This window comes from Pseudalkalibacillus sp. R45 (assembly GCF_052246725.1).
Taxonomy (GTDB): Bacteria; Bacillota; Bacilli; order Bacillales; family Fictibacillaceae; genus Pseudalkalibacillus.
The window spans coordinates 1-23,950 of the sequence record NZ_JBQQCL010000020.1 but is presented as its reverse complement, the minus strand read 5'-3'; the positions used below and the strand labels follow the sequence as shown (position 1 = coordinate 23,950).

The window sequence follows — 23,950 nt, the reverse complement described above, 5'->3', positions numbered from 1 at the left end:
TAAATGAGTGTTTTTTTATTTCCTCAACGTGTTGTACATTTTCATAAACTCAATCGCGTACTTATCTGGGGAAAACCGATTCTTGATATTCACACGTGCATTTCTTGTCAGTGTAACCCTGAGTGGTTCATTCGTAAGCAGCTGCTCCGCTTTATTGACTGCGTCAGCGATTTGGCCATTCTTCATATATAAACCTGTCTTGGAATCCTCCACGATGCTCTTCACTCCGTCAGAATCGCTTGTTAATACGGGACATCCGCAACTCATCGCTTCTACGAGTGTATATCCAAATCCCTCTACTGTCGAAGTTGAACATAATAATCCACCTGAATCCGCAATTTTAGAATAATAGTCTGCCATCACACCATTCCTGATATTTTTGAATATGGTCAGGTGATTCTTCAGGTTAGGATCTTCTATCCTCTTCAAAAAGAGTTGATACTGTGATTTTTCATATAATGTATCATCAATGAACATCCATAGTTTGATTGTATGCTTTTTTTGAAGCAGTCTTCTCCCAATTTCAAGATAGTACTGCCAATTTTTATTTTTTTCGATCCTTCCAACCCATCCAATGATCGGTGATGGGGACTTTTGAAAGGATTTATGTGTAAACGTGTTGCTATCAAAGCAGTTATGGAAGGAAAAGCGTAGCAACTCAGGCAGATAAGTTTGTGTAAGCTGGACCAGATGCTGTGTTTTTGGGAGCAAAATTGCATCTGCATAGCGGTTTATATGTCTGCCATTTTGAATAAAAAAGCGGTGTGCAGCCCTATGGTTTCCAAGTCCCTGCACCTCAAAGATCAAAATACCTTCAAATCCGCTCCTTCTGATCAGTTCAAGCATTTTATCATCCGAACAAACGACGATCATGTCGTATTTTTCCCTTTTCATAAGGTTTGAAATTTCGACAGGGTTATTCATTACAAATGTATGGATTCCATCAAGATTCTGATGTCCAGTTCCTTGCATTTTGTATAAAAAGTGACATTCAACTCCAGCTTGAGTAAGAGCTGCGTTTCTATGGCGATTCAACGTTTCGACACCTCCACTGGAGATGTAATAGATGAACAAAACCTTCATGTATTTAATCCTCTTTCTGAGCAATTTTAAGAATCATTATTATTATACGCTTCATCAAAGAGAATTGTTTGTACATATGAATACGGTGATAAAGGCTAAAAAAGTTCAAAAGATGAGGAAAGTTGTCCAATCATCAGTCCAGGATTCTTCATATGATGTAAAGGACTTTACTTCCTATTGAAAGAGAGGAGATTCATATGAAGACACTTGATAATCAAGGTTTGCCACCCTTTTTGTTGAATTCGATCCCAAAAAGCGGCACCCATTTATTAAAACAGTTGCTTCTTGGCATACCTGACATGAAACATGACCCGAACAAAGGGATGTTCGGGCATATGCACTACCAGACGGAAGCTAAACTTAATGCGGTGGACAGCCTTTCAATCAACGAATTCGTGAATGGGCATCTTTACTATACTTCAGAATGGGAGACATTTTTCAATAAAAGGAACATGAAACAGATTTTTGTTTATCGTGATCCAAGAGATGTTGTCGTTTCCTATGCCTATTTTATTCCCACGCTGAAAATCCACCCACTATATGATACTTTCACACAAGAAAATTTCACCCATCGAGATCGAATTGAATTCCTGATACAAGGTGGACAACCTACAGAAAAGAAATGGGGTTATCAACCTGATGTGGCTGAATGGTTCAAAAGTTTTTCTGCATGGATGTCGAAGCCGGACGTCTTTTCAGTCCGATTCGAAGACTTGACTTCATCGGATAAAAGCAGAATCCAAGCTGTCCATAGAATTGTGAAATTCTTGTGGGGTGAAAATTCTGTCCCCTCTACAAGACCTATAATAGCAGGGAAAATGATCCAGAACATAAATCCTCAAACTTCGCCCACTTTCCGTAAAGGTAAAATCGGAGGCTGGAGAAATGAGTTTGATGATGAACTAAAAGATTTATTCAAACTAAAGGCCGGTCAATTACTGGTGGACCTCAATTATGAAAAAGATGAGAACTGGTAGATTGGCTTTAAGCCTATTTTCATTTTTTTCGACTTATATAGGGGCATGTCTATGCTCGTCTTATGATAGCTTCATAGGTTATTAAGTAAGAAAGCAGAAGGAAAGGGGTTTTGTATGAAAGTCGTGACAATCCTGGGAACCAGACCAGAAATCATACGTCTCAGTTTGATATTGAAGAAACTTGACCAGTGGGCAGAAAAGCACGTATTGGTCCATACGGGTCAAAACTTCGTCTACAATCTGAGTGAAATCTTTTTTAAAGAACTAGAATTACGAATGCCAGATTATATTTTACAGTCGCAGCAACAGTCATTAGGGAATCAATTAGCATCCATGTTCGGCAAGATTGAAGAAATATTATTGAAAGAAAAGCCTGACAAGGTTCTCGTTTTGGGTGATACGAATAGTGCTTTAAGTGCCATCCTTTCAGAAAGGATGGACATCCCCGTCGTTCATATGGAAGCAGGAAACCGCTGTTTTGACTTATCCGTTCCAGAAGAAAAGAACAGGAAAGTGATCGATTCCATCTCGACATATAATCTCCCATATACACCTAACAGCCGCGATAATCTGATAAAGGAAGGTGTTCCCTCTAACCGGATCATGCTATTCGGAAATCCGATTTACGAGGTACTTGAGCATTATCGAGAGAATATCGACAACAGTATGATCATGGCCAAATTAGGTCTCGAACCGATGAATTATTTCCTTGTGACAACACATCGTGCTGAAAATGTAGACAATGACGAGCATCTCATAGAAATCTTCGAAGGCCTCAATTTGATTGCTGAAACCTTCGACAAGCCGATCATCTGCAGCATCCATCCTCGCACAAAATCCAAGCTTGAAAAACAATCCAATTTGACCCACCATCCGAACATCCGATTTTTCGATCCTTTTGGATTCTTTGATTTTGTCTCTCTTGAAAAAAATGCTTTCTGTGTATTGACTGATAGTGGAACGGTGCAAGAGGAATGTTGTATTTTCCAAGTTCCGACCGTAACGATCCGAAACAGTACAGAACGTCCTGAAACCGTTGATTGCGGAAGTAATGTCATTTCAGGCTTAGATCGAAAAAGAATTCTAGATGCTGTCACGATCATGGTAAACCATAAATCCAACTGGGAATGTCCTGTTGGTTATCTTGAGAAACAAGTTTCACAAAAAGTAGTTCAATTCATATTAGGAGGTCGTTAACTATTGCGTAACAAAACGATATTGATTACAGGAGGAACGGGCTCATGGGGGCATGAACTTGTCAAACAATTGCTAGAAAAAGACCCGAAAGAAATCCGGATCTTTTCACGTAACGAAGCAAGTCAAGTCCACATGCAGCATGAATTCGAGTATAATCCCAAACTGAATTTCATAATCGGAGATATCCGCGAGTATCAGGGATTGGCCAAAGCATCGGAAGGTGTGGATTACATTTATCATCTGGCTGCGCTTAAACACGTACCGATTTGTGAACATCAGCCATATGAAGCGCTTAAAACGAATGTGTTGGGTACACAACATGTTATTGAAGCAGCTATCCAAAATAATGTTGAAAAAGTCATCTATATTTCTACAGATAAAGCAGCGAACCCATCAAATTTCTACGGAATGACGAAAGCGATTGGCGAAAAGCTGATCATTTATGCGAATGTCCTCAGTCCATCCACAAAGTTCGTCTGTGTCAGAGGCGGAAACGTTCTAGGTACGAACGGAAGTGTGATTCATGTTTTCAAACGTCAAATTCAACAGAAGGGTGAAATCGGCATTACCGATAAAAGGATGACCCGATTTTTCCTCACATTACAGGATGCAATAAAACTATTATTCAAAGCAACAGATGAAAGCAGGGGTGGAGAGATCTTTGTAATGAAGATGCCAACATGCAAAATCATGGATTTGGCGGAGGTGTTGATTGAGTTTTCAGGGAAAAAAGGGGTTGCGATTAAAGAGTCTGGTATTCGACCAGGGGAGAAATTGCATGAAATCCTACTCTCTGAATATGAGAGCAATACGACTGTTTACTTTGATGAAGAATACTTCGTCATCCTGCCTACTATCGAAATCAAAGATCTTAAAGAGCATTACCAGCATTTCAAAAAGATTGATCTCCACAGTTATAGTTCCCATGAGATGTTGATGTCCAAAAATGAAATCAAGGAAATGCTGCAAAAAGGTGGATTTTTGTCATGAACGTGCTCGTTTTGGGCGGTCATGGGATGGCAGGGCATATGATCGTCAACTATTTCAAGAGTTTGAAAGAGTATGAGATAACTTTCACTCATCGAAGCCCGGCAGAACAAGAGGGGATCTACCTTGACGTTAGAAAGGAAGAAAATCTTAGAAATGTGCTCAGGAAGGTACAACCCGATGTTGTCATCAATTGCGTCGGTATTTTGAATCAAAGCGCCGCTGAGTATCCGATTGATGCCATTAAGGTCAATAGCCTCTTGCCGCACATCCTGAAAAGTGAGCTTTCAACGATTGGTGGAAAGCTGATCCATATCAGTACGGATTGTGTGTTTGATGGTATGAAAGGTAATTATTCAGAATCAGCGCAACCAGATGGTTCAAGTATGTATGCAAAGACAAAAGCACTGGGTGAGGTAACGGAAGATCCGCACTTGACGATCAGAACATCCATCATCGGTCCCGAGTTGAAGGATGGAATCGGATTATTCAACTGGTTCATGAAACAAAAAGGAGAGGTGAATGGTTACACAAACGTACTCTGGAATGGTGTAACCACATTGGAATTAGCGAAAACGATCCAAACATTCATCCAACAAGATATTAATGGTCTTTATCACCTTACAGCTCCAGAATCCATCTCCAAATATGCACTACTCCTCAAATTCCAAAAAATCTTCAATAAAACAGATATCGTCATCCACCCTTTTGAAAATGCGGTTTGTGATCGCACTTTATTGAACACACGGAAGGAACTTGATCACAGAGTTCCACATTATGATGAAATGCTTTTGGAGTTGCGAGATTGGATGAAAGTGAATGCGTATCGATGAGAAACGTATTCTCATAACTGGTGCTTCAGGTTTTACAGGGATACATGCAGTAAATTCTGCAGCCCGAATGGGGATGCAAGTGACTTGTATCAGCAGGAAACCGATTCTACAACCATTTTCTAAAAACATCGCCTGTGATCTGACTAAATACAGTGAGATTGATAAAACCGTAAAGGAAATCAAACCTGATTATGTGTTGCATCTGGCTGGATTCAATAATGCTAACTCCTCCTGGGAATCACCCCTTCAATGTATGGAGAGTAACGTTTTAGGAACCCTCAATCTGTTAGAGGCGATTCGGAAACATGTACCTGACTCCCGCACCTTGATTATCGGTTCTGCTCTCCAATATTCCCTCTGTGAAAATGAAAGACCACAGCACCCTTATAGTCTCAGCAAAACGTTCCAGATTTTATTATCAAAAGAGTGGAAAACGCTTTTTTCTATGGATATAGCGTTGGCTAAGCCGACCAACCTGATTGGACCTGGAAATTCAGCAGGGATTTGTGCGAAGGTTGCCCGAAAAATCGTCGATGCAGAACAACAGGAAGAATCAGTTCATGTCCACCTTCACAATAGCAAAGCACAATGTGATTTCGTCGATGTCCGGGATGCAGTCGATGCCTATATGATGATTTTATCATCGAAAAGCAATATCGATCAGTTTGATATCGGATCAGGTCATAGCAGGACACTAGAAGAATTAATGAGTCACTTCACAAAAGCAACCCCACAACGGATGCAGTTTACAAAAGATCATTCAATCGAGTCTCCACCTATCAAGATCAATAGTGACCCAATCCGTTCATTAGGATGGAGGCCGAAATACACACTTCAAAATTCTTTGGAGGACACCATCCGCTTCTATAAATCCAAACAATAATTGTAAGAAATGAGGGAAGTAAGTTGGAAAATTCACACCCGTTAATCAGTGTTGTTATACCTTTTTATAACTGTGCTTATGTCGATCAGGCTATACAAAGTGTCCTTCGACAAACCTATCGGAAATTCGAAATCATCGTCGTTGACGATGGTTCCTCTGAACATAAAACAATACTCAACCCCTTTTTAAACCAGATCCGTTATATTTCCAAAGAAAATGGCGGGACAGCTACTGCCCTGAATACTGGTATACAGTCTGCAAGGGGGGAATTGGTTGCATGGTTGAGCTCGGATGATATTTTCCTTCCCGAAAAGCTGTACAAACAAGTAACGTTCATGCGAACGACTGGAGCCGATATGGTATATTCCAACTTCAACCTGATCGATGAAACCAGTCAAGTTTATAAAAAAGATGTTGGATTGATCCTTGACCACAGAATCGATTTCTTGAAACAACTTCAAAAGAGCTGTCCTGTGAATGGGAGTACTGTCCTTTTAAAAAGAGACCTTTTTACAACGGTTGGCTGGTTCGATGAAACATTGAAGTACACCCAGGATTACGATATGTGGATCAGGATGGCAGCAAAATTTAAAATGAACGTCTTGAATGAATCTTTATTGAATTATCGTATCCATGACAAAATGGGATCGAAAAAATATCTAAAAGAGCAATGGGAAGAAATTCGTATGATCCAACAAAAGTATAAAGGAATGTTAGCGCGATTGATCCATTGTGAAGAAAATGGAATAAACGGAGATTGTGAGTGATTGAAAATGAAATCGAATTCTTTTGGAGTGAGTCTATGCCCATAAATACACCTGAACGGAAAGATAATGATATTGAAATCAGCATCATCATTCCCACCTACAATAAATTTCCGCAAAATCTTTTAACTTTGTATTCCATTGAAAATCAACATTTCGACCTTTCCAAAATCGAAGTGATCATGATTGATGATTGTTCCACGGATCAAACGAAAACACTCGTAAATCGGAATTTTCCTTTTCGATTCATACTATTGCAGAATATGAAAAATAGAGGAAGACCAGCATCTCGAAATAGGGGAATCAAAGCTGCCAGTGGAAAGGTACTTCTTTTCTTGGATGCTGAAATCCTTGTCCCGCCTGATTTTCTCAATATCCATTACAACTATCATCAGCAACATCCCCAACTTGTTCTGACAGGAATCATGTGTATAAGGAAATTATATTCTGTCTTTTATCCGGATTTTTCACAAGCACAACTTATGGAATGCAAACAGGTTGCAGGAAAATTATCGGAATTCAAAATGAAATTCGCTCGTTTCGAAAAGAACCCTGCTGTCATAAACTTGATTGATAAAAAGCATATTTCAAGCGGAATGTATACGTCATTATCAATTCAAAGTCCTTACGAACGGTTTTATCGGAGGACGATTATCGCCAACTATGGCTTTGAGCTTGATGGATATCAGATACCCTGGCAATTGTTTGGAACTGGTCATGTATCTGTATCTCGGCAAGCAATCGAACAAGTCGGAATGTTTGCAGAATATCCGGGGTACGGATGGGACGATTTGGAGATGGGATACCGGCTATATAAAAATGGAGCGGTATACCTAAGTGACAAGAATCTGATCAGTTATCATCAGGAGCATCCTGTTTCAAGTGCGATATCGGATGAGTCGAAACGAAATTATTATAAATTCCAAGAAACGTACAGGGAGATCGATCAGATGATCATTAGTCTTACCTTCCTGCCCAAGCCCTTCAATTTGCATGAAGTCAACCAAATCCTGATCAATTACCAAGATTTTTGTAAACAATATCCAGATCGCTTCCATCTAGTCAAACGTACTTTTCAAAACATGCTAGTCCAAATCGGACTTTTGGTGAGGGATAATCGACCAGTCTCCAACCTTATTCAGCCAATATTGGGGCAAAATGAATTTTCTGCATTAGTAAATGAAAAAAATGAGTTGAAGAAATTTGAGAAGTATCGAACCTTCATGCGATGTTTTAATCGATTATGGCATTTAAAGAAAACCTAGACAACTCAAGAGAGGAGGATTCATTTATGAAAATAACGTTTATCGCTATTACCCTCTGTAAAGGAGGGGCACAAAGAATGTTAGTGGAACTTGCTAACGGTCTTTCAGGAAAAGGACATGATGTTTCTGTGGTAATGCCGCAAAACACGCAAATTGAATACCCGCTCCATGTCAACGTAATAAGGTCGAAAGGTCCCCATCTCGTTTTAGAAGATATCCCTGTAAGCGACGTAATCGTTTCAAACTTTTATACGATGACTGCACTTTGTGAAGAGGCTAGCCGAGCGGGGAAAGGAATTCACGTCCGAATCAGTCTGTGTTATGAACCTGTCTTCCTTCCTGATCATGAAGCTTCCTTTAAGAGCTATCATACTAGTAAAAACCTGGTCGTCCTCTCTGAGTGGCAGCAACAGATCATCCAATTGAATCATGGTATAAAAGGAGAAATCGTTCCCGTTGGTATCAGCAGCACGTTCAGGAATTTAGGCTTGAGGAGAACCCGTTCTAAACGGCTTCAAGTGAGTGGAATCTTGAGAATTCAAGAAGAAGGGTTCTCATGGCATAGGGAGCAAGAGTATCTATTGCAAACGTTCACCGTACTGAAACAGAAATACCCCCGGCTTTTGTTCAATCTCATTTCTCCCCCAAATGAGATCAAGGTTTCGCCTACACTTCAGAAATATCATGCAAACAGATTGTTTAATTCGATCACTCCAGTCGACGACAAGCAGTTGAATGATATTTTGAATAAAACAGATATATTTGTAAGTTCTTCAACTTATGATACAGCATCTTTACCTGGCCTCGAAGCGATGAAGTGCGGTGCGGCTCTTGCAACGGTCTATTCAGGAGGTAATATGGATTATTGCAGGAATGGTGAGAATTGTTTATTGTCCTACCGGCATGAAAACAGACTCACCGAACATGTTTCCACACTTATTGACAATCCAGAACTCAGGCAAAAGCTAGCTGAAGAAGGTGAAAAAGAAGCAACAAAATGGACTTGGATGAGAAGTATAAACAAATTTGAAATCGCGATCAACAAATTCATGAAAAGGAGGTAATGGAGATGGCAAGTGTTCCCCACGGCGGGAAGTTGATTAATAGAGTTGATAAATTGCAAGGATACTCGATGGGAGACTTAAAGAGAGTCCCGATCACAGAGGCTGAACTGACTGATTTGGAGTGTATTTCGACTGGCGTATACAGTCCATTAAAGGGTTTCATGCTAAAAGAAGATTATGAATCTGTTTTAACTGATATGCGCTTGAAAACGGGAGAGATTTGGACGATACCGATTACGCTATCAATTACAACTGAGCTGGTCGCTGAATTAAAGGGAGAAAAAAAGCTAGCACTTGAGTATGACGGTGAAGTTTACGGCTTCATAGAGATTCAAGAAATGTATCAAGTTGATTTGAAACGAGAAGCTGAACTCATATACGGGACTACAGATCCCGACCATCCTGGTGTAGCAAATCTTTTTGAACGCCCGTCGAATTATATCGGTGGTCCGGTAACGATGGTCAAGAGGATATCTGCTGATTTCCCAGCCTATTCATTTACACCTGAAGAGTCAAGGGCTTTGTTCAAGCAAAAAGGCTGGAAGACAATTGTTGGATTTCAAACGAGAAATCCTATTCATCGGGCCCATGAGTATCTTCAAAAAACTGCATTAGAGCATGTGGATGGCCTGTTCCTGCACCCGCTAGTTGGTAAAACGAAAGCAGACGATATACCAGCGGAGATTCGGATGAAGTGCTATGAAGTCTTATTATCTAACTATTACCCGAAAGAACGTTACATCCTGGGTGTTTTCACAAGTTCCATGCGATACGCGGGGCCAAGGGAAGCTATTTTCCACGCTATTGTTCGCAAAAACTTCGGCTGTACCCATTTCATTGTTGGAAGAGACCATGCTGGTGTGGGTGATTATTATGGAACGTATGATGCTCAACGTTTATTTGATCGATTCGATATGAACGAACTAGGAATTACGCCGATCCGCTTAGAACACAGTTTTTATTGTAAGAAGTGTGAGCAAATGACATCGCTTAAAACTTGTCCTCATTCAAAGCAAGACCACATCCATCTCTCCGGTACGAAAGTAAGGGAAATGTTGAAAGAAGGTACAACCCCACCTCCGTATTTCAGTAGAAAAGAAGTAGTAGAGATCTTGATTGAGTATTATAAGAAGCTAAAGGACTGACTGGCTTGATTGTTGGGGATATTTGGATCACTTTCATTGTTATTGGCATCATGTTTCTATTCCTATTGACCAATTGGTATAGTACCGAAATTATCATCCTTTGCGCAGTGTTGATTCTAATGTGGAGCGGAGTCATAACCCTATCTGAGGCATTTGCAGGATTCATCAATGAAGGCGTGCTGACAATCGCTTCCCTATTCATCATCATGAATACGATACAGACACATCCTTCTTTTTCAAAAATAACAACAATTGTATTTGGAGGTAAACAGACACTGAGAAGAGGTATGTCACGTATGATGGTCGTGACAGGTGGGTTATCGAGTTTCATGAACAATACACCACTCGTTGTACTTTTTACACCGATTGTAAAGAAGTGGGCTGAAAGAAATTCAATCTATCCATCAAAATTATTGATCCCGCTTTCCTATGCCGCAATCGTTGGTGGGATGTGTACACTTATAGGAACTTCTACGAATCTTGTCATCCATACATTATTACAAAAGGAAGGATATGAAGGATTTTCTTTATTTGAATTAGCTTATGTAGGGATCCCCTTTTTTGTAGTTGCAATCCTATACATGTTGTTTATTGGTTATAAATTACTTCCCGAAAATAATACAGATTATATTGCAAAAATCAAAAGTCCTCAGTTCATCGTCGAAGTAAAGGTGACTGACCAATTCAGGGGTATTGGCAAGACACTTCAAGACGCTGGATTACGACATCTTAGTAAATGTTATGTAATGGCGATTTTGAGACAAGGAGAATGGTTGTTTCCGATTTCTCCGAGACAGAAGGTGAATCTAGGCGATCGATTATTATTTGTGGGTGATGCGAATTGTTCAACAGAAATAGAACAGTTGTTAGGGCTTGCAATTGAACATTCGAGATACGATTTTGCTGAACATCATGATGATTTCAAATTGATAGAGGCGACAGTTCCACAGCACTCTTCTTATATTTCCTCCAAGATCAGTGATATAAAATTCCGAACTAGACATGGTAGAGTGGTTGTGGCTGTATACCGGAACGGAAAAAGAATCAATGAAAAAATCGGTTCGATTCGTCTGAAAGCAGGGGATATGTTAGTTATACTCACACCAAGAGATTCCCTTGAACCGGACCGGAATTCGAAAAACCTTCTAATCATGGATTTCAACACGAATAATAAGGAAGTGAATTACCGTGATTGGATCCCTGTTTGGTTATTCGGATTGATGATCACAACAGTCACATTGGGGCTTGTACCGATTACCCATGCAGCGATTACAACCGCCATCCTTCTTGTTCTTTTAAGATTGACTACATTTGATGCCTCGATGGGTTCGATCAAATGGGATATTCTTTTTGTCATTGGAGGAGCATTTGGGATCGCTACTGCGATGACAAATTCAGGTGCAGCTGATTATCTAGTCAGCCTTGTCTTTTCACACGTGGATCGGATGACTCCAATTATTCTGTTGATCGTCGTCTATGTAATTACGAATCTATTGACTGAAATCATTACAAATAACGCTGCAGCAGTGATAATGTTCCCGATTGTCTTATCCTTTGTGAATGAATTGGCTTTAAATCCAGAGCCTTATGCCATTGTTCTTGCAATAGCGGCTTCCGCAAGTTTTTCAACGCCGATTGGATATCAGACAAATTTACTTGTATATAGTTCTGGACAATATCGTTTCAGTGATTTTATCAAGGTAGGAGTTCCGCTGAATATCATTGGTTTATTTACAACAATACTCATCGTCCCGGTCATATGGCCATTAAGTTAAGGAGGTGCATATCTATGACTTCAAATTTATTTTGGCATCATCAGGATGTACCTAAGAAGGCAAGGCAATTATTGCATGGTCATAAAAGTTTCATTATTTGGTTCACCGGATTATCAGGCTCTGGTAAGTCAACGATTGCGAATCGATTGGATCGTGCGTTATATCGACATAATATCTCAACCTATATACTAGACGGCGATAATATAAGAATGGGATTGAATAAAGACCTCAGTTTCAAACAAGAGGATCGGGAAGAGAACATACGGCGGGTCGGTGAGGTAGCTCGGTTGTTCGTAGATGCCGGTATCGTTGTTCTAGCTACCTTCGTGTCCCCATTTCGAAAAGATAGGGAATTTGTCAGGAAGTTAGTTAACAAAGATGAATTCATCGAGGTGTACGTAAAATGTAATTTCGACACTTTGAAAGCACGTGATCCAAAAGGACTTTACGAAAAAGCGCTGAAAGGTGAAATCAAGAATTTCACAGGGATTTCGGATCCGTATGAACATCCTGAAAATCCAGAGATCATAGTAGATACCACAATGATGACACCTAATATTTGTGTAAAGCAAATCATGAACTATTTATATAATAATGGCTATTTGAAGAAATAAATCACAAAAAGTAAAAAACCAACATTCCCTTTGAAAAGGTGTTGGTTTTTAAAAGCGGATCATCGGTTTGGTTTCCAAGTAACTTTACCGCATGTACTGCAACCTGACTTTTTCGTTTTTGTAAACATATTTGAATTATTTTCTCTTGATCTTTTCTTTTTAACGTGATGATATAATTCGATGACATCTTTTTTATTCAAGTCGCTCACCTCGGTGTTCAGATAATGTATTTTATTCGTACAAGGCGGGAAGGTGTTTTATTTTTTGAAAAATGGATTAATGACGTCGTTTTTCTTTTTGCTTGAATGGATTGATCGTTGAGGGAGGCGCTGATGGTTTTTCTTTAAACGGATTGATTTGTGATGATGCTCCATTCTTCATGTTTTTAAACGGATCGATCGGTTTCTCATTTCCATGCCCCAGTGAATGTCCAGGGGAGGGCATATCAGGCCAGTAATGCCTGAGTTGATAAGATGATAAAAACGGATTGATTGGAACTAAGACCTCTCTAACAAGTTTTTCATACATCTTCTGTTCCACATCATATAGCGTATCTGTAGTTTCATGATGGGATGTTTGTAAAATTAAATAAGATAGCCATTCACTGATATTTATGCCACTGCCAGGGTTCCAATATACCTTTATTTCATCCGAATGCATCTCCGGTGCAAATCGTTTATACACCATATCTGGTACTGAAATGAATGGTTCCATGACAGGATCGAACTTATAAACTTCATTTTTACACTCTAGTCTCATACTAAGCTCCCGTTTGGATTCTTGGAAAATCGACAATGTCAGATCTGCATGGCAAGGTTGTGTCGTTACAGAAACTTGGGTATGTTCCAAGGCGCGGATCAACCGATTCAACTCTTTCTTATTTAATCCTATTATGCGGATCGTAATGTCTGCTAAACTACCAGTTAATTCATTTCTAGCGTCATCCCAGCCCAAACCCCAGAAAATAGCTGTTTGTTTCAGGACCTGTAAAGCTTCTAAAGAGAGTTTACATATTTCTTTTCTATTAAATGAAACGCTGTACACAGCATCCCCTCCTTTAAAAATAGGCATTAATCTTTGTGTCATTGGCCGTCGTATTCCCATAGTATGTATTGAATCTTCAGTTCATGATGAAGAAAGGAAGGGAAACTATGAGTAAGAAAAAACACGACATACCTAAAGCTGCCAACAGCCTACAGGATGAGTGTATTCGCGTACAGAAAGTGTACGACTGGGTAACCGATGCACTTACCGTTAAAAAGACGGTCTTATTCACTAAAGATCAGCTCAGAGATATAGAAGAAGCAATGGAAGACCCTAGTCGCCGCCCTTTGCGTCTTATCTGTGAACCGCCGAAAACACATTCTTTATTCCCTCTTAACAGTAGTGGAAATGAAAATCACGACCACGACCACGACTTAGGATTCATTTGCGAACAAGTGGGGGAAACACGTGATGTTACGATTTCTACCAATGGCGGTTTCATTGATGCGCAGCTAGTTGAGCTGTTAATTAGTACAGATGTTAAAATACTGGTTGTGGATCGACATGGCTGTGTGGTTACAAAAGCCATCGTCAATGCATCAGTTTTTGAATCTTTTGTGCTTTGCTTCCCTGAAGGAACAGATCTATTCTGTAAAGTATCGAAGATTTTCTGTCGCATTCCATCAGGTACAGTACTTCTTAACACACCAGCACCAGATAGGTTTAATGTAGAGATTACATTTTGTCTCGATATCCAAGTGGAAGCAGAAGTCAAACTCGAAGTACTGGCTAAATTCTGTTCCCCAAGAGACAACGATCTTGTTGCAGAAGAAGATGTAATAAAGGATCAATGTCCGAGAGTGGAATTTCCTCCACAATGTCCAGGGATCTTCCCAAGACCGAACTGTGATTGTCATGCAGAAGGAGAAGCGAGTGGAGAGACTGGTCCTGATGCTACAGAAGAAGGCCGTTTATCAGTTCGGGTAGACATATGTCCAGACTGCAGTCTTGTGGATAGTGAATTGAGGGCTAGCTTCCGGGACATAGATAACGAAGATGGCACACAGAGCTTCGACTTCGTAGCAAAAACATTCGATCAAGAAACATTATGCTGTGAAGAAACGAAGGATGGTCTGAAACTGATCATCAGCGGCACAGGTAAAGTTGACGGTAAAACGGTTGATTATAATTTCGCTGTAGTCGATAGTGATACAGCTACACTGTTCCAGCTTCAATTGATCAATCATAAGGGTAAAACAATCTTTGATTCTGATGTTGTATGTTCTGATGAAGGTGACATCGAGGTAGAGGATTGTGTAACATTCGACGATATCAAAATGAAGCGAATTTAACAACTTAGAAAAGAGCGAAGAGCGAGATTTCTCGCTCTTTTTGTTTTGCCGCGGACTTTTGAAACGGCTCTTCGCAATTTCGCGTGCAACTTGAGCAATTTCATGTGTACCTTGAGCAAATTCGAAGACATCTTGAACAAAAATGATGCCATCTTGAACAATTTGGTAAAATAGACCCACTCCATAACATGCAAATAAGAGATGAAATACTAAAAAAGGCTGACCAAAAACATCAACGTAAAAATTGATGTTTCCGGTCCAGCCACATTTTATATGTCTAATTGGATTTGTTCCTGTACAGTGTCTACGTCAACCTCTTCCAAGCGCTATATAATCCAATCCTGCCGATCTGACATCAGAAGGTTTTAAACAGTTCCTCGCATCCAAAATGATTGAACCATTCATCTCCACTTTGACTTTGGGCCAATCAGCTTCAATGAAATCCACCCATTCTGTCGCAATGATCAGGATATCTGCATCCTTGATAGACTTATATTGATCCCCAGAAGTACGTGTACTACTCGATGTATTGCTCGCAGCAGGATCGTAAGAGGTTAATCTTGCTCCTCTTTCATTCAACCTTTCTATTAACCGATAGGAAGGAGAATCGCGTGTGTCATCAGTATTTGGTTTGAAAGCGAGTCCCCAGACAGTAATGTTACGATTACTCAGGTCACCTGCTTCTTTTTCCAATAAATCGACATACATATCAACTTGAGAATTATTCACCCGTTCAACCGAATGCAACAGAGAGGGAACGACTCCTTTATCAATTGCAGCATAACTCAGCGACTGGATATCTTTGGGTAAACAGTATCCTCCATAACCTAGCCCGGCTTTTAAAAAATGGGGGCCAATTCTTGGATCACATCCGAGTGCCTCTGCTACAACGGATATATCTCCGTTGTACGCCTGACAAATTCGCTGCAGTTCATTGATGAAAGAAATTTTTGTGGCAAGGAATGCATTTGATGCATATTTGATCAGTTCAGCTGTCACTGGTGAAGTGAAAAAATATTCTGAGGGAAGGTAGGCATACATTTTTCGGATGAATTCAAGATCAAGCGGATTTCTGCCCCCGACAACAATTTTATCTGGATTCAACAAATCATGCAGAGCGGTTCCTTCACGTAAAAATTCAGGATTCGACAGGACAGTGAAACGCCCTTTCCCGTTTCCGGATTCCATAAGCCGAGTCCGAATATACTCGTTTGTTCCAGGTGGAACCGTACTTTTAATGATAATTGTCTTCTCCTCATTGTTCTTTGTTGTTAAAACAACACTATCAATGACTTGATCGATATATGTGAGATCGGTTTTGCCTGTAGCACTTGCTGGAGTCCCAACCGCAACAAGAATCACTTCATTACGTTGCAAATGCTTATGAATATCAGTGGAAAATTCAAGTGTACCGTTCTGAAGCTGCTTTTGAAGCATAGATTCCAATCCATCTTCATGAATAATACAGTCCCCGTTATTCAGAGCTTCGACTTTCTTAGGATCAATATCTACACAGGTAACCTTATGTCCGAAATGGGAGAGCACTGTTCCTGTTGTTAGCCCAACATAGCCACATCCTATTACACAAATGTTCAATTTATATCACCCCGTGCTCAGCTCAATCACTTTATATTGTATTTGCCTAAGGCACATTAGGTGATGAAGGAGGGCTTGAATTTCGATGTTGACAAGCCTTATTTTCTTATTCATTTACACTTCATAGTCAACAATCGAATAAGCTATTATATGAAGATTGAGGAGGAGTAAGCTTTGATCAAAAAAGCAATCGTTCCAGCTGCAGGATATGGTACCAGAAGTCTTCCTATAACGAAAGTTCTTCCTAAAGAAATGTTCCCGATCAAGGGGAAACCTTCCATCCATTATATTGTTGAAGAAGCAGTAGAAGCAGGTATTGAAGAAATTCTTATCATCGTTTCAAAATATAAAAACCTCATCGTCGATTATTTTGATGTTTCCCTTGAACTCGAGGCATTCCTTGAATCCAGGAATAAAGTAGAACTGCTTGATAAGTTGACACTTCCGAAGGTCCATATACAATATACCCGACAACCCTATGCTCGTGGACTTGGAGATGCAATCCGATTAGGAAGGTCTTTTGCAGGGAACGACCCATTTGTTGTGCTGCTACCTGATGACATCATACTCACACGAGGAGCGAACGCAACCAAGCAGCTTGTTGATCTTTATCAAACAGTCGAAGCGCCTGTGATTGCACTGAAGTATATAAAAGATGAGCTGCTTCACAAATATGGGGTCGTGGATGTCATAACCCAAAAAGACCAACTCCATTCCATCAAATCGATCGTTGAAAAGCCGAAAGTTTCACCACCATCTAACTTAGCTGTTGTAGGGAGATATGTAATGACTCCTGATATTTTTGATTGCATTTCAACGAAACAAGATAGATTTGATGGTGAAATTCAGTTTACTGATGCAATAAAAGAACTGATATCGTTGCGAACATGTTATGGCTATGAAATTGAGGGTGACCGTTTTGATATTGGGATTGAGGAAGAATACGTCAACTTGATCCAGTACGTACACCATTTACACGAACAAAATCAAACTAACTAGGGGGATCGCCTCGGAGCGCCCCCTTTGTTAATTTTGATGTTCTTGTAAAGTCTACACTTTCATGAACATAAGATATATGTAAATGCCCTGTCAGGAGGGAGTCTAATGAATTCACAAAAAGAACTGAGCTATGACCGTTTAGCTTCCAGAACAAAGTTTTACCAGGAAAAATCATTAGAATTGGAAAAGAAACTTCTGTTTGCTGAGGACAAAATAGACCAACTTGAACAACAATTGAAAGAGGCTTTGGAGAATGATGAGTTAGAACGGAATCTGGAATTGAAAGAAATTGAAGTGGATCAATTACAACAAGAGATCACTACATTAAAGCAGCAATTATCCGAATCCAATCTCCAATCAATGGAAAAGAAAGTGAAAGGATTCGAGGATTTATTAGAAACAATTGAAAAAGAAATCAATGAAAAAGAAAAACAGATTGAAAGCTACAAATCAAAAATCAAAAGTCTTGATAAACGAGTGAAGGTACAAAAATATACACCAGAAGATATCAGTACGGAAGCAGAAGAAATAAAACAAGCAGAATATCAGCTTTCCGCTTTTTTCAATTATAGTGTGATTTGCAAAAGTGAAGATTCATTCGTCATCCATGGGAGTTTCCATATGACGAATACAGGTGTAAAACCTTTGGAAAACCCTTTGTTATGTTTCAGATTTAAGCCAGCTGATTATACGAATTTGAAAGGAAAAATCAGTTCATTAGAACAAAGCAACATCAACTCTGAATCGAAAGAATCGATCCAATGGGTATATTTAGATAACGATTGGGCTAAAGAAGCAAGATCTAGAGGGGAAATTTGGGTAGCTTCAATGTATGATTTGCAAATTCCAGTCAACCATACGATTTCACTAACAGACTTTCAGATTCCCATCCAAAAACAGTTTGAAGACAGTGTCATAGTAGAAGCCTTCGTTTATTTCCAGAATGAAGACTATAGAGCGAGGGCAATGAACCAAATTTCCATAAATTTCTGATCCTCTGCCCATAAAAACATAATCACCTGCGAATATTTTGAAAATTATAAAGAAAACTTGGCAAAGCCAATCCTTAGGCGCAGGCTGAGCTATAGTTGCGCTTATATTGAAGAAAGTATTTTATACTTTCTTTAAATGTAAATTCAGATGTTATTTCTATGGTAACAAGGTTTATTGATTCAATGATTGGGTATTGTAATAAAATATAATGTACTTTTTAAATTTGTAGAAAAAAGTAAGCAGGTGATAAGATGGGGTATGTACCACCATATGTAGCAGATCAGAAACTGATTTACGGTAGTCGTACAAAGTCTTCCTACGTGACAAGGAAAATTCGGTTACAGCCTGTTGAAAAGATCCCCTTCAAAAATGTAACGGATAAAAACCAGGACTTTTCTAATCAATACAAGCAAATCAGTAGTTCACATGAACCCTTCCAAAAAATTTTATCTGATTTAACAGGAAAAGGACAAAATATAAACGAAGTAATATAGGAAATGAGCTGGCTCACATAGAGTCATCACTCATTTCCTATTTTTAGTTATGTGATACCGCGTATTTCGCATAAAGAAAGTATAATAATTAACATTGAAGTATCCATAGACAAACCAGTAGATTGAAATTAGTGATTGCTAAGTTATATAGATTGGTGTGATGGACGATGGAATTAATCCAAATTAACCACAAATGCTACTATTTTCAAGGACCAGTCAATGTCGGCTATATCAATCAAGGGGATTTCGGTGTTTTGATTGATACCGGCATCGATAAACAAGTGATGAAACATATTATCAGGCAATTAGATGACAAATCATTACCGCTTACACATTTGTTCATTACACACGCGCATGCGGATCATTATGGAGGTGCGAAATTTCTCCAAACCCAAACGACCATATTGACTTATGCTCCTCAAATTGAAGAAGCAATCCTGCGAAATCCTGTGTTGGAGCCGATGTATCTCTTGCAAGGGAACCGTCCGTTAGACGAGATGCGCAACAAGTTTCTGGAAGCCCCACCGATCAATATCGATCACATCGTATCCGAAGGGTTATTGCTTTTCGAATCGATTCAGGTTGAGTTGATTGCATTGCCAGGACATAGCATCAATCAACTTGGTGTTAAAGTTGGAAATATCCTGTATGCAGCAGATGGATACTTTGGTTCAGAGCAGCTGACTAAACATAAGATTCCATTCATCATTGATGCCGATGCGACACTGGCGACGATTGAAAAACTCTTATCAATGAGTGGTGTCGGAATGGTTCCAGGCCATGGAACTTACGAAGAAAACCCTGCTAAAACCCTTATCGAAAACTATGATCATCATGTCTCCATCGTAGCTACCATGTATGAAATACTTCAACAGTTCAAGGATGGGTGTAACTTTGAAACCTTCATGAAAGAAATGTGTAGAAATTGGGAGGTCACCTTACCTTCCTTATCCGTTTGGTCGCTGTATCGGACCGCTCTGTATGCGTATCTGATCAAAGGGATTGAAGATAAGCGAATATCCTATACCATTAAAGATTACTCTCCCTGTTTCATACTTAATGATTAATCGCTGATACAATCAGACGGATATAAAACTTGGCATTCGATTTCTAGATCAATCGAATGCTTTTTTCTATTTTAGTTCATACTAAAAGGACATTGTATCTAGGGGGAGAATGTGGATATGCATCCTATTTCAATAACTGTTGAACTCATGGTAGGTTTTCTTGCATTATTCATCATGACAAAATTATTAGGGAAAGTATCTCTCGCTCAGATTACGATTTTCGATTTCATTTCTGCAGTCGTACTTGGAGAACTTGTCGGAAATGCAATTTATGATAATGAGGTAAAACTCGGTTCGATTCTTTATGCTGTTATGTTATGGGGTGCCTTGATTTTCATCATGGAATTTTTCACACAAAAGTTCCGTGGTTCGAGGAAACTTCTTGAAGGTAAACCGACCATCGTCATCCGTAATGGCCAGTGCGATAAAAAAGAAATGAAGAAAAACAAACTCGATATGAACCAACTGCAAAACCTGTTACGGCAAAAAGACGTATTTTCAGTTAGAGAAGTAGCTTATGCCATCGTTGAGACAGACGGATCTGTCAGCGTTCTTAAAAAACCAGAATACGCAACCCCTACGACCGCAGATATGCAATTACCTCAAAAGCCTGTTTTTCTTTCAGTCACACTCATAAATGATGGAAAAGTAGATTGGGAAAACTTGAAAAAAGCCGGATTTGATGAAGCGTGGTTGAAGAAAACCCTTCATAAGAACCAAATCGATCGTTATGAAGATGTTTTTTATATGGAATGGAAACAAGATGAAGGTGTTCATATCAATAAAATGCCACCAAAGGCTGAATGAATAGCCATTAAAAAAACGACCTTTAGAGGTCGTTTTCAATTTCTTTTTTCATCGCTACATGCGGAATTCCGGCATCCATAAAGATATCGGAATAGGTGTGATATCCTAGTGATTTGTAGAAATTTTCCGCGTGTGTCTGAGCATAGAGGACGAATTTTCTACAGTTCTTATCGGCAGCAGTACGTTCTAACCCTTGCATCAGCTGTCTCCCAGCGCCTGTACCTCTGTACTCCTTCAAGACACAAACTCGTTCCACCTTACCATAATCCTCTACAAACCTTAAACGTGCAGCACCTACCGCCTTTTGGTCATCATCATAGAGGACAAAGTGAATGGATTCGGATTCAAACTCGTCTATCTCTTCTTCCACTGGCACATTCTGCTCGAGGATGAATACTTTTTTCCGTACAGAAAAGGCATCCTCCATTTGTTGGTCATTTTTCACAACTTCCATTTTCAATTTGATCAGCGGACCTTTCCTAGATGAAAGGTTTCATAGACGGTCCAGGAACCGTTTTCGAGTTGATATAACAATTGAAAACGATCAACCTCTTCAGTATGATCGATATCCATCATTTTAAGCGATTCAAGAACATCATGATGCTCTTCGTCTGAAAGCTTTTGAGCAAGTGTAATATGAGGTACGAAGTTATACGGGCGTTCGCTGTATAATTCTTCTTTATGCAATTGTTCATGCAGCTTTGTCAACCTCTCATCTTCTTTTACTTTAAAATAGATGACATTATTGACAGGATGGAATGACCCTACTTTATATACATGTAAAGTGAAAGGTTGGATATTATCAGAGATTTCATGGATTTGTTGAGCTAATTCTTTCATTTCATTTTCGTCCTCGACATGGAAAGGTTCTTTTAATGTCAAGTGAGGAGCGATCAATGCATAGTGAGGATCATAACGCTTACGATATGAATTTACCAGATCTTGTAGTTTTTTCGATGGGAAAATCGCAATGCCGTATTTCATAATTACCCTCCTCTTACTAGATAACAATCATGTTGTTTGTCGAACTTAATCTATTATAGCAAATTTTCTTACTATTTCATACTAATACAAAGACTCATTTTTCCGGTGGTATTAGTCTGAAAACATGAATGTCAACGCTTTTGGAATGTCCGGTTGCCAAAACTTCCAGCTATGCCCGCCTTCAAATTCTTCATAATGGTAGTCAAAAGCCCGTTCTGAAAACAACTGATTCAATTCTCGATTCGGTTCGATGAAATTTTTTACCTGTCCATTAGTCGTTTCGACATCCGTTTCTTGCTTTCCTGCCACATGATAAACGGAGAGAAGGGAAGGGTCTTTCATATCTGAAACATCCTTTAGGACTACGTCATCAACATATGGTGACTGCAAAATGACTTTACCAAATGTCCTCGGATAAGCTGCTGCTGTCTGTAAAGAAACAGTAGCCCCGAGAGAATCGCCGATCAGCACTCTGGCACTTGCAAGTTCAAGAGTTGAATACTCAGCTTCGATAAATGGAACCAGTTCATTCACCAGAAAACGGACATATTGAGATTGCTGTTCACCTGAAGGATGATATTTCTTCCTGCGGTCTTGTACGTCCTTATATGGAATTCCAACGATGATAAATTCATCGATTTCACCATCTTCAAACAATTCTTCAGAAGATCGTGCCAGCCTGCCTAATCTAAAGTAGTCATCTCCATCCTGTGCAATCAACACCGGGTATCTTAACAACGGGGTATAGGAAGGAGGAAGATAGACAAGCAATTTTATTTCTTCATCTAGAACTTCACTTTTGATGAATCTATCTTCTGTCGTTCCTTTTTGTTTCATATCCAATCATCCTCCATATACGTTAAGCACATTTTTAACATTTAAAAGAAAGTATAAATACTTTCTTATATATAAGGGCAACTAAGGCTAAGCCTGCGCTAAGGCTTGGTTTAGCCAAGTTTTCTTTATGAGATACATTCTATCATAAATGATATAATGAATATAAGGGTATGAAAAGGAAGTCATAGAGAGAGGAGACCGACTATGAAAAAACGGATTCACAGTAACGAAGTGAAAGCTGCAACAATGAACCTTTTAAAGGAACGAGGGGTCAGTATGATGGATGTTGCAGAAATCGTTTATGATATGCAGAGTCCATATGCTCCTGGATTGAAAATGGATGATTGCATTGAAAGCGTTGAAGCTGTACTTGAGAAAAGGGAAATGCAACATGCCCTGTTAGTCGGAATTGAATTAGATAAACTAGCCGAACAAAACAAATTATCTGAGCCGCTTCAATCGATTGTCGAAACGGATGAAGGATTGTTTGGTATTGATGAAACCATTGCGATGGGAGCGGTCTTCGGGTATGGAAGTATTGCGATTACGACGTTCGGCCATCTTGATAAGCAAAAGGTTGGTATCATTGAGAAATTGGATACGAAACGCGGGAAGGGCGTCCATACCTTCTTAGATGATCTGGTCGCAAGTTTAGCTGCTAATGCTTCCAGCCGACTCGCCCACCGTATAAGAGATCGTGAAGAAAATCTGAAAGAAGAAGAAATTCGTAAGAGAGACGAAGAAGAGAGAATCGGTTGATAAATAGAGGTTGGCCTCAGCCATAATTCAGGTCAACCTTCCCTTTACATTTAAAGAAAGTATAAATACTTTCTTCAATATAAGTGCAACTAAGGATCAGCCTGCGCTAAGGCTTGACTTTGCCAAGTCTTCTTTAAAACATTTTAAAAAGCCATTGACAAAATATTTGATTATACGTATAGTAATACTTGTCCGTAAAAAAAGTTCCAACACAAAACGATCCGTTAGCTCAGTTGGGAGAGCGCCACCTTGACAGGGTGGAGGTCACTGGTTCGAGCCCAGTACGGGTCACCATACATACGATAACAAAACCACGAAGCACAAAAATGTGTTCCGTGGTTTTTTATATAGGCTTTTCTAAAAGGGCTCTACAATATTTGTTGGGGTATGAGAAAAATTCACGTAAAAAAACACACAAGCTCCTATAACCTGTACACTTGAATTGACGAGAAACAAGAGTGGGGATAGGAGTTGTGTGTACGTGCATTTTA

The 23,950-nt window shown here is 39.4% G+C and carries 24 protein-coding genes and 1 tRNA gene; 19 read left to right on the top strand and 6 right to left on the bottom strand.

Annotation, left to right across the window (positions count from 1 at the left end; translation table 11 throughout):
* Positions 1 to 15: 15 nt before the first annotated feature.
* On the bottom strand, positions 16 to 1,083 hold the full coding sequence (locus ACTWQL_RS21300; protein ID WP_443144415.1) for a glycosyltransferase family 4 protein: 1,068 nt from the start codon (positions 1,081 to 1,083) through the stop codon (positions 16 to 18).
* A 197-nt stretch (positions 1,084 to 1,280) separates the two neighbouring features.
* Between ACTWQL_RS21300 and ACTWQL_RS21295 the strand changes: the two genes are divergently transcribed.
* The 11 genes from ACTWQL_RS21295 to cysC all read left to right on the top strand — a co-directional run bounded on the left by ACTWQL_RS21295 (position 1,281) and on the right by cysC (position 12,587).
* The gene (locus ACTWQL_RS21295; RefSeq protein WP_443144414.1) at positions 1,281 to 2,060 is read left to right on the top strand and encodes a sulfotransferase domain-containing protein; all 780 of its coding nucleotides are present in this window, start codon (positions 1,281 to 1,283) and stop codon (positions 2,058 to 2,060) included.
* A 114-nt stretch (positions 2,061 to 2,174) separates the two neighbouring features.
* A complete protein-coding gene (gene wecB / locus ACTWQL_RS21290; RefSeq protein ID WP_443144413.1) occupies positions 2,175 to 3,257 on the top strand; it encodes a non-hydrolyzing UDP-N-acetylglucosamine 2-epimerase in 1,083 nt (360 codons plus the stop codon).
* Positions 3,258 to 3,260: 3 nt separating this feature from the next.
* Entirely contained in the window at positions 3,261 to 4,247 is a 987-nt protein-coding gene (locus ACTWQL_RS21285) for a polysaccharide biosynthesis protein (protein ID WP_443144412.1), read from the top strand.
* On the top strand, positions 4,244 to 5,077 hold the full coding sequence (locus ACTWQL_RS21280; RefSeq protein ID WP_443144411.1) for a dTDP-4-dehydrorhamnose reductase family protein: 834 nt from the start codon (positions 4,244 to 4,246) through the stop codon (positions 5,075 to 5,077). Before ACTWQL_RS21285 ends, ACTWQL_RS21280 begins: the two co-directional genes overlap by 4 nt.
* Positions 5,064 to 5,960: an NAD-dependent epimerase/dehydratase family protein gene (locus ACTWQL_RS21275; RefSeq protein WP_443144410.1), complete on the top strand. Its 897-nt coding sequence runs from the start codon at positions 5,064 to 5,066 to the stop codon at positions 5,958 to 5,960. The genes ACTWQL_RS21280 and ACTWQL_RS21275 overlap by 14 nt, the downstream gene beginning before the upstream one ends.
* Before the next feature lie 23 nt (positions 5,961 to 5,983).
* A complete protein-coding gene (locus ACTWQL_RS21270) occupies positions 5,984 to 6,727 on the top strand; it encodes a glycosyltransferase (RefSeq protein ID WP_443144409.1) in 744 nt (247 codons plus the stop codon).
* 35 nt (positions 6,728 to 6,762) lie between these two features.
* Positions 6,763 to 7,989, top strand: a complete 1,227-nt coding sequence (locus tag ACTWQL_RS21265) for a glycosyltransferase family A protein (RefSeq protein ID WP_443144408.1) — start codon at positions 6,763 to 6,765, stop codon at positions 7,987 to 7,989.
* A gap of 26 nt (positions 7,990 to 8,015) precedes the next feature.
* A complete protein-coding gene (locus tag ACTWQL_RS21260) occupies positions 8,016 to 9,053 on the top strand; it encodes a glycosyltransferase family 4 protein (RefSeq protein ID WP_443144407.1) in 1,038 nt (345 codons plus the stop codon).
* Between the two features lie 5 nt (positions 9,054 to 9,058).
* The gene (gene sat, locus ACTWQL_RS21255; protein WP_443144406.1) at positions 9,059 to 10,198 is read left to right on the top strand and encodes a sulfate adenylyltransferase; all 1,140 of its coding nucleotides are present in this window, start codon (positions 9,059 to 9,061) and stop codon (positions 10,196 to 10,198) included.
* Between the two features lie 5 nt (positions 10,199 to 10,203).
* Positions 10,204 to 11,973 carry an SLC13 family permease gene (locus ACTWQL_RS21250; protein ID WP_443144405.1) on the top strand — a complete coding sequence of 590 codons (1,770 nt, stop codon included), beginning with the start codon at positions 10,204 to 10,206 and terminating at the stop codon, positions 11,971 to 11,973.
* 14 nt (positions 11,974 to 11,987) lie between these two features.
* Positions 11,988 to 12,587: an adenylyl-sulfate kinase gene (gene cysC, locus ACTWQL_RS21245; protein ID WP_443144404.1), complete on the top strand. Its 600-nt coding sequence runs from the start codon at positions 11,988 to 11,990 to the stop codon at positions 12,585 to 12,587.
* Positions 12,588 to 12,863: 276 nt separating this feature from the next.
* Here the strand turns inward: cysC and ACTWQL_RS21240 are convergent, their stop codons facing one another.
* On the bottom strand, positions 12,864 to 13,631 hold the full coding sequence (locus tag ACTWQL_RS21240; protein ID WP_443144403.1) for a hypothetical protein: 768 nt from the start codon (positions 13,629 to 13,631) through the stop codon (positions 12,864 to 12,866).
* A 107-nt stretch (positions 13,632 to 13,738) separates the two neighbouring features.
* Between ACTWQL_RS21240 and ACTWQL_RS21235 the strand changes: the two genes are divergently transcribed.
* Positions 13,739 to 14,923 (top strand): hypothetical protein, encoded by a 1,185-nt coding sequence (locus ACTWQL_RS21235; RefSeq protein WP_443144402.1) that lies wholly within the window; start codon positions 13,739 to 13,741, stop codon positions 14,921 to 14,923.
* Between the two features lie 309 nt (positions 14,924 to 15,232).
* On the opposite strand, the gene ACTWQL_RS21230 is transcribed toward ACTWQL_RS21235, so the two are convergent.
* Positions 15,233 to 16,519 (bottom strand): UDP-glucose dehydrogenase family protein, encoded by a 1,287-nt coding sequence (locus ACTWQL_RS21230; protein ID WP_443144401.1) that lies wholly within the window; start codon positions 16,517 to 16,519, stop codon positions 15,233 to 15,235.
* Between the two features lie 174 nt (positions 16,520 to 16,693).
* On the opposite strand from ACTWQL_RS21230, the gene ACTWQL_RS21225 reads away from it, so the two are divergent.
* The 5 genes from ACTWQL_RS21225 (at position 16,694) to ACTWQL_RS21205 (ending at position 20,879) form a co-directional block, all read left to right on the top strand.
* The gene (locus ACTWQL_RS21225; protein ID WP_443144400.1) at positions 16,694 to 17,518 is read left to right on the top strand and encodes a UTP--glucose-1-phosphate uridylyltransferase; all 825 of its coding nucleotides are present in this window, start codon (positions 16,694 to 16,696) and stop codon (positions 17,516 to 17,518) included.
* A 105-nt stretch (positions 17,519 to 17,623) separates the two neighbouring features.
* Entirely contained in the window at positions 17,624 to 18,511 is an 888-nt protein-coding gene (locus tag ACTWQL_RS21220) for a hypothetical protein (RefSeq protein ID WP_443144399.1), read from the top strand.
* Positions 18,512 to 18,762: 251 nt separating this feature from the next.
* Positions 18,763 to 19,005, top strand: a complete 243-nt coding sequence (locus ACTWQL_RS21215) for a hypothetical protein (RefSeq protein ID WP_443144398.1) — start codon at positions 18,763 to 18,765, stop codon at positions 19,003 to 19,005.
* A gap of 167 nt (positions 19,006 to 19,172) precedes the next feature.
* Entirely contained in the window at positions 19,173 to 20,072 is a 900-nt protein-coding gene (locus ACTWQL_RS21210) for an MBL fold metallo-hydrolase (RefSeq protein WP_443144397.1), read from the top strand.
* Positions 20,073 to 20,189: 117 nt separating this feature from the next.
* Positions 20,190 to 20,879, top strand: coding sequence for a DUF421 domain-containing protein (locus tag ACTWQL_RS21205; RefSeq protein ID WP_443144455.1), 690 nt, complete (start codon positions 20,190 to 20,192; stop codon positions 20,877 to 20,879).
* Positions 20,880 to 20,901: 22 nt separating this feature from the next.
* Here ACTWQL_RS21205 and ACTWQL_RS21200 read toward each other — a convergent pair whose 3' ends face one another.
* The 3 genes from ACTWQL_RS21200 to ACTWQL_RS21190 all read right to left on the bottom strand — a co-directional run bounded on the left by ACTWQL_RS21200 (position 20,902) and on the right by ACTWQL_RS21190 (position 22,700).
* Positions 20,902 to 21,333 carry a GNAT family N-acetyltransferase gene (locus ACTWQL_RS21200; protein ID WP_443144396.1) on the bottom strand — a complete coding sequence of 144 codons (432 nt, stop codon included), beginning with the start codon at positions 21,331 to 21,333 and terminating at the stop codon, positions 20,902 to 20,904.
* Between the two features lie 11 nt (positions 21,334 to 21,344).
* Complete coding sequence (locus ACTWQL_RS21195; RefSeq protein WP_443144395.1) at positions 21,345 to 21,863, bottom strand: YjcG family protein; 519 nt, start codon at positions 21,861 to 21,863, stop codon at positions 21,345 to 21,347.
* Between the two features lie 111 nt (positions 21,864 to 21,974).
* Complete coding sequence (locus ACTWQL_RS21190; protein ID WP_443144394.1) at positions 21,975 to 22,700, bottom strand: alpha/beta hydrolase; 726 nt, start codon at positions 22,698 to 22,700, stop codon at positions 21,975 to 21,977.
* 204 nt (positions 22,701 to 22,904) lie between these two features.
* Between ACTWQL_RS21190 and ACTWQL_RS21185 the strand changes: the two genes are divergently transcribed.
* Together ACTWQL_RS21185 and ACTWQL_RS21180 are read left to right on the top strand one after the other, a co-directional pair.
* Positions 22,905 to 23,459, top strand: a complete 555-nt coding sequence (locus tag ACTWQL_RS21185) for a phosphatidylglycerophosphatase A family protein (protein ID WP_443144393.1) — start codon at positions 22,905 to 22,907, stop codon at positions 23,457 to 23,459.
* Positions 23,460 to 23,677: 218 nt separating this feature from the next.
* A tRNA-Val gene (locus tag ACTWQL_RS21180) sits at positions 23,678 to 23,753 on the top strand.
* The last annotated feature ends 197 nt before the right edge of the window (positions 23,754 to 23,950 follow it).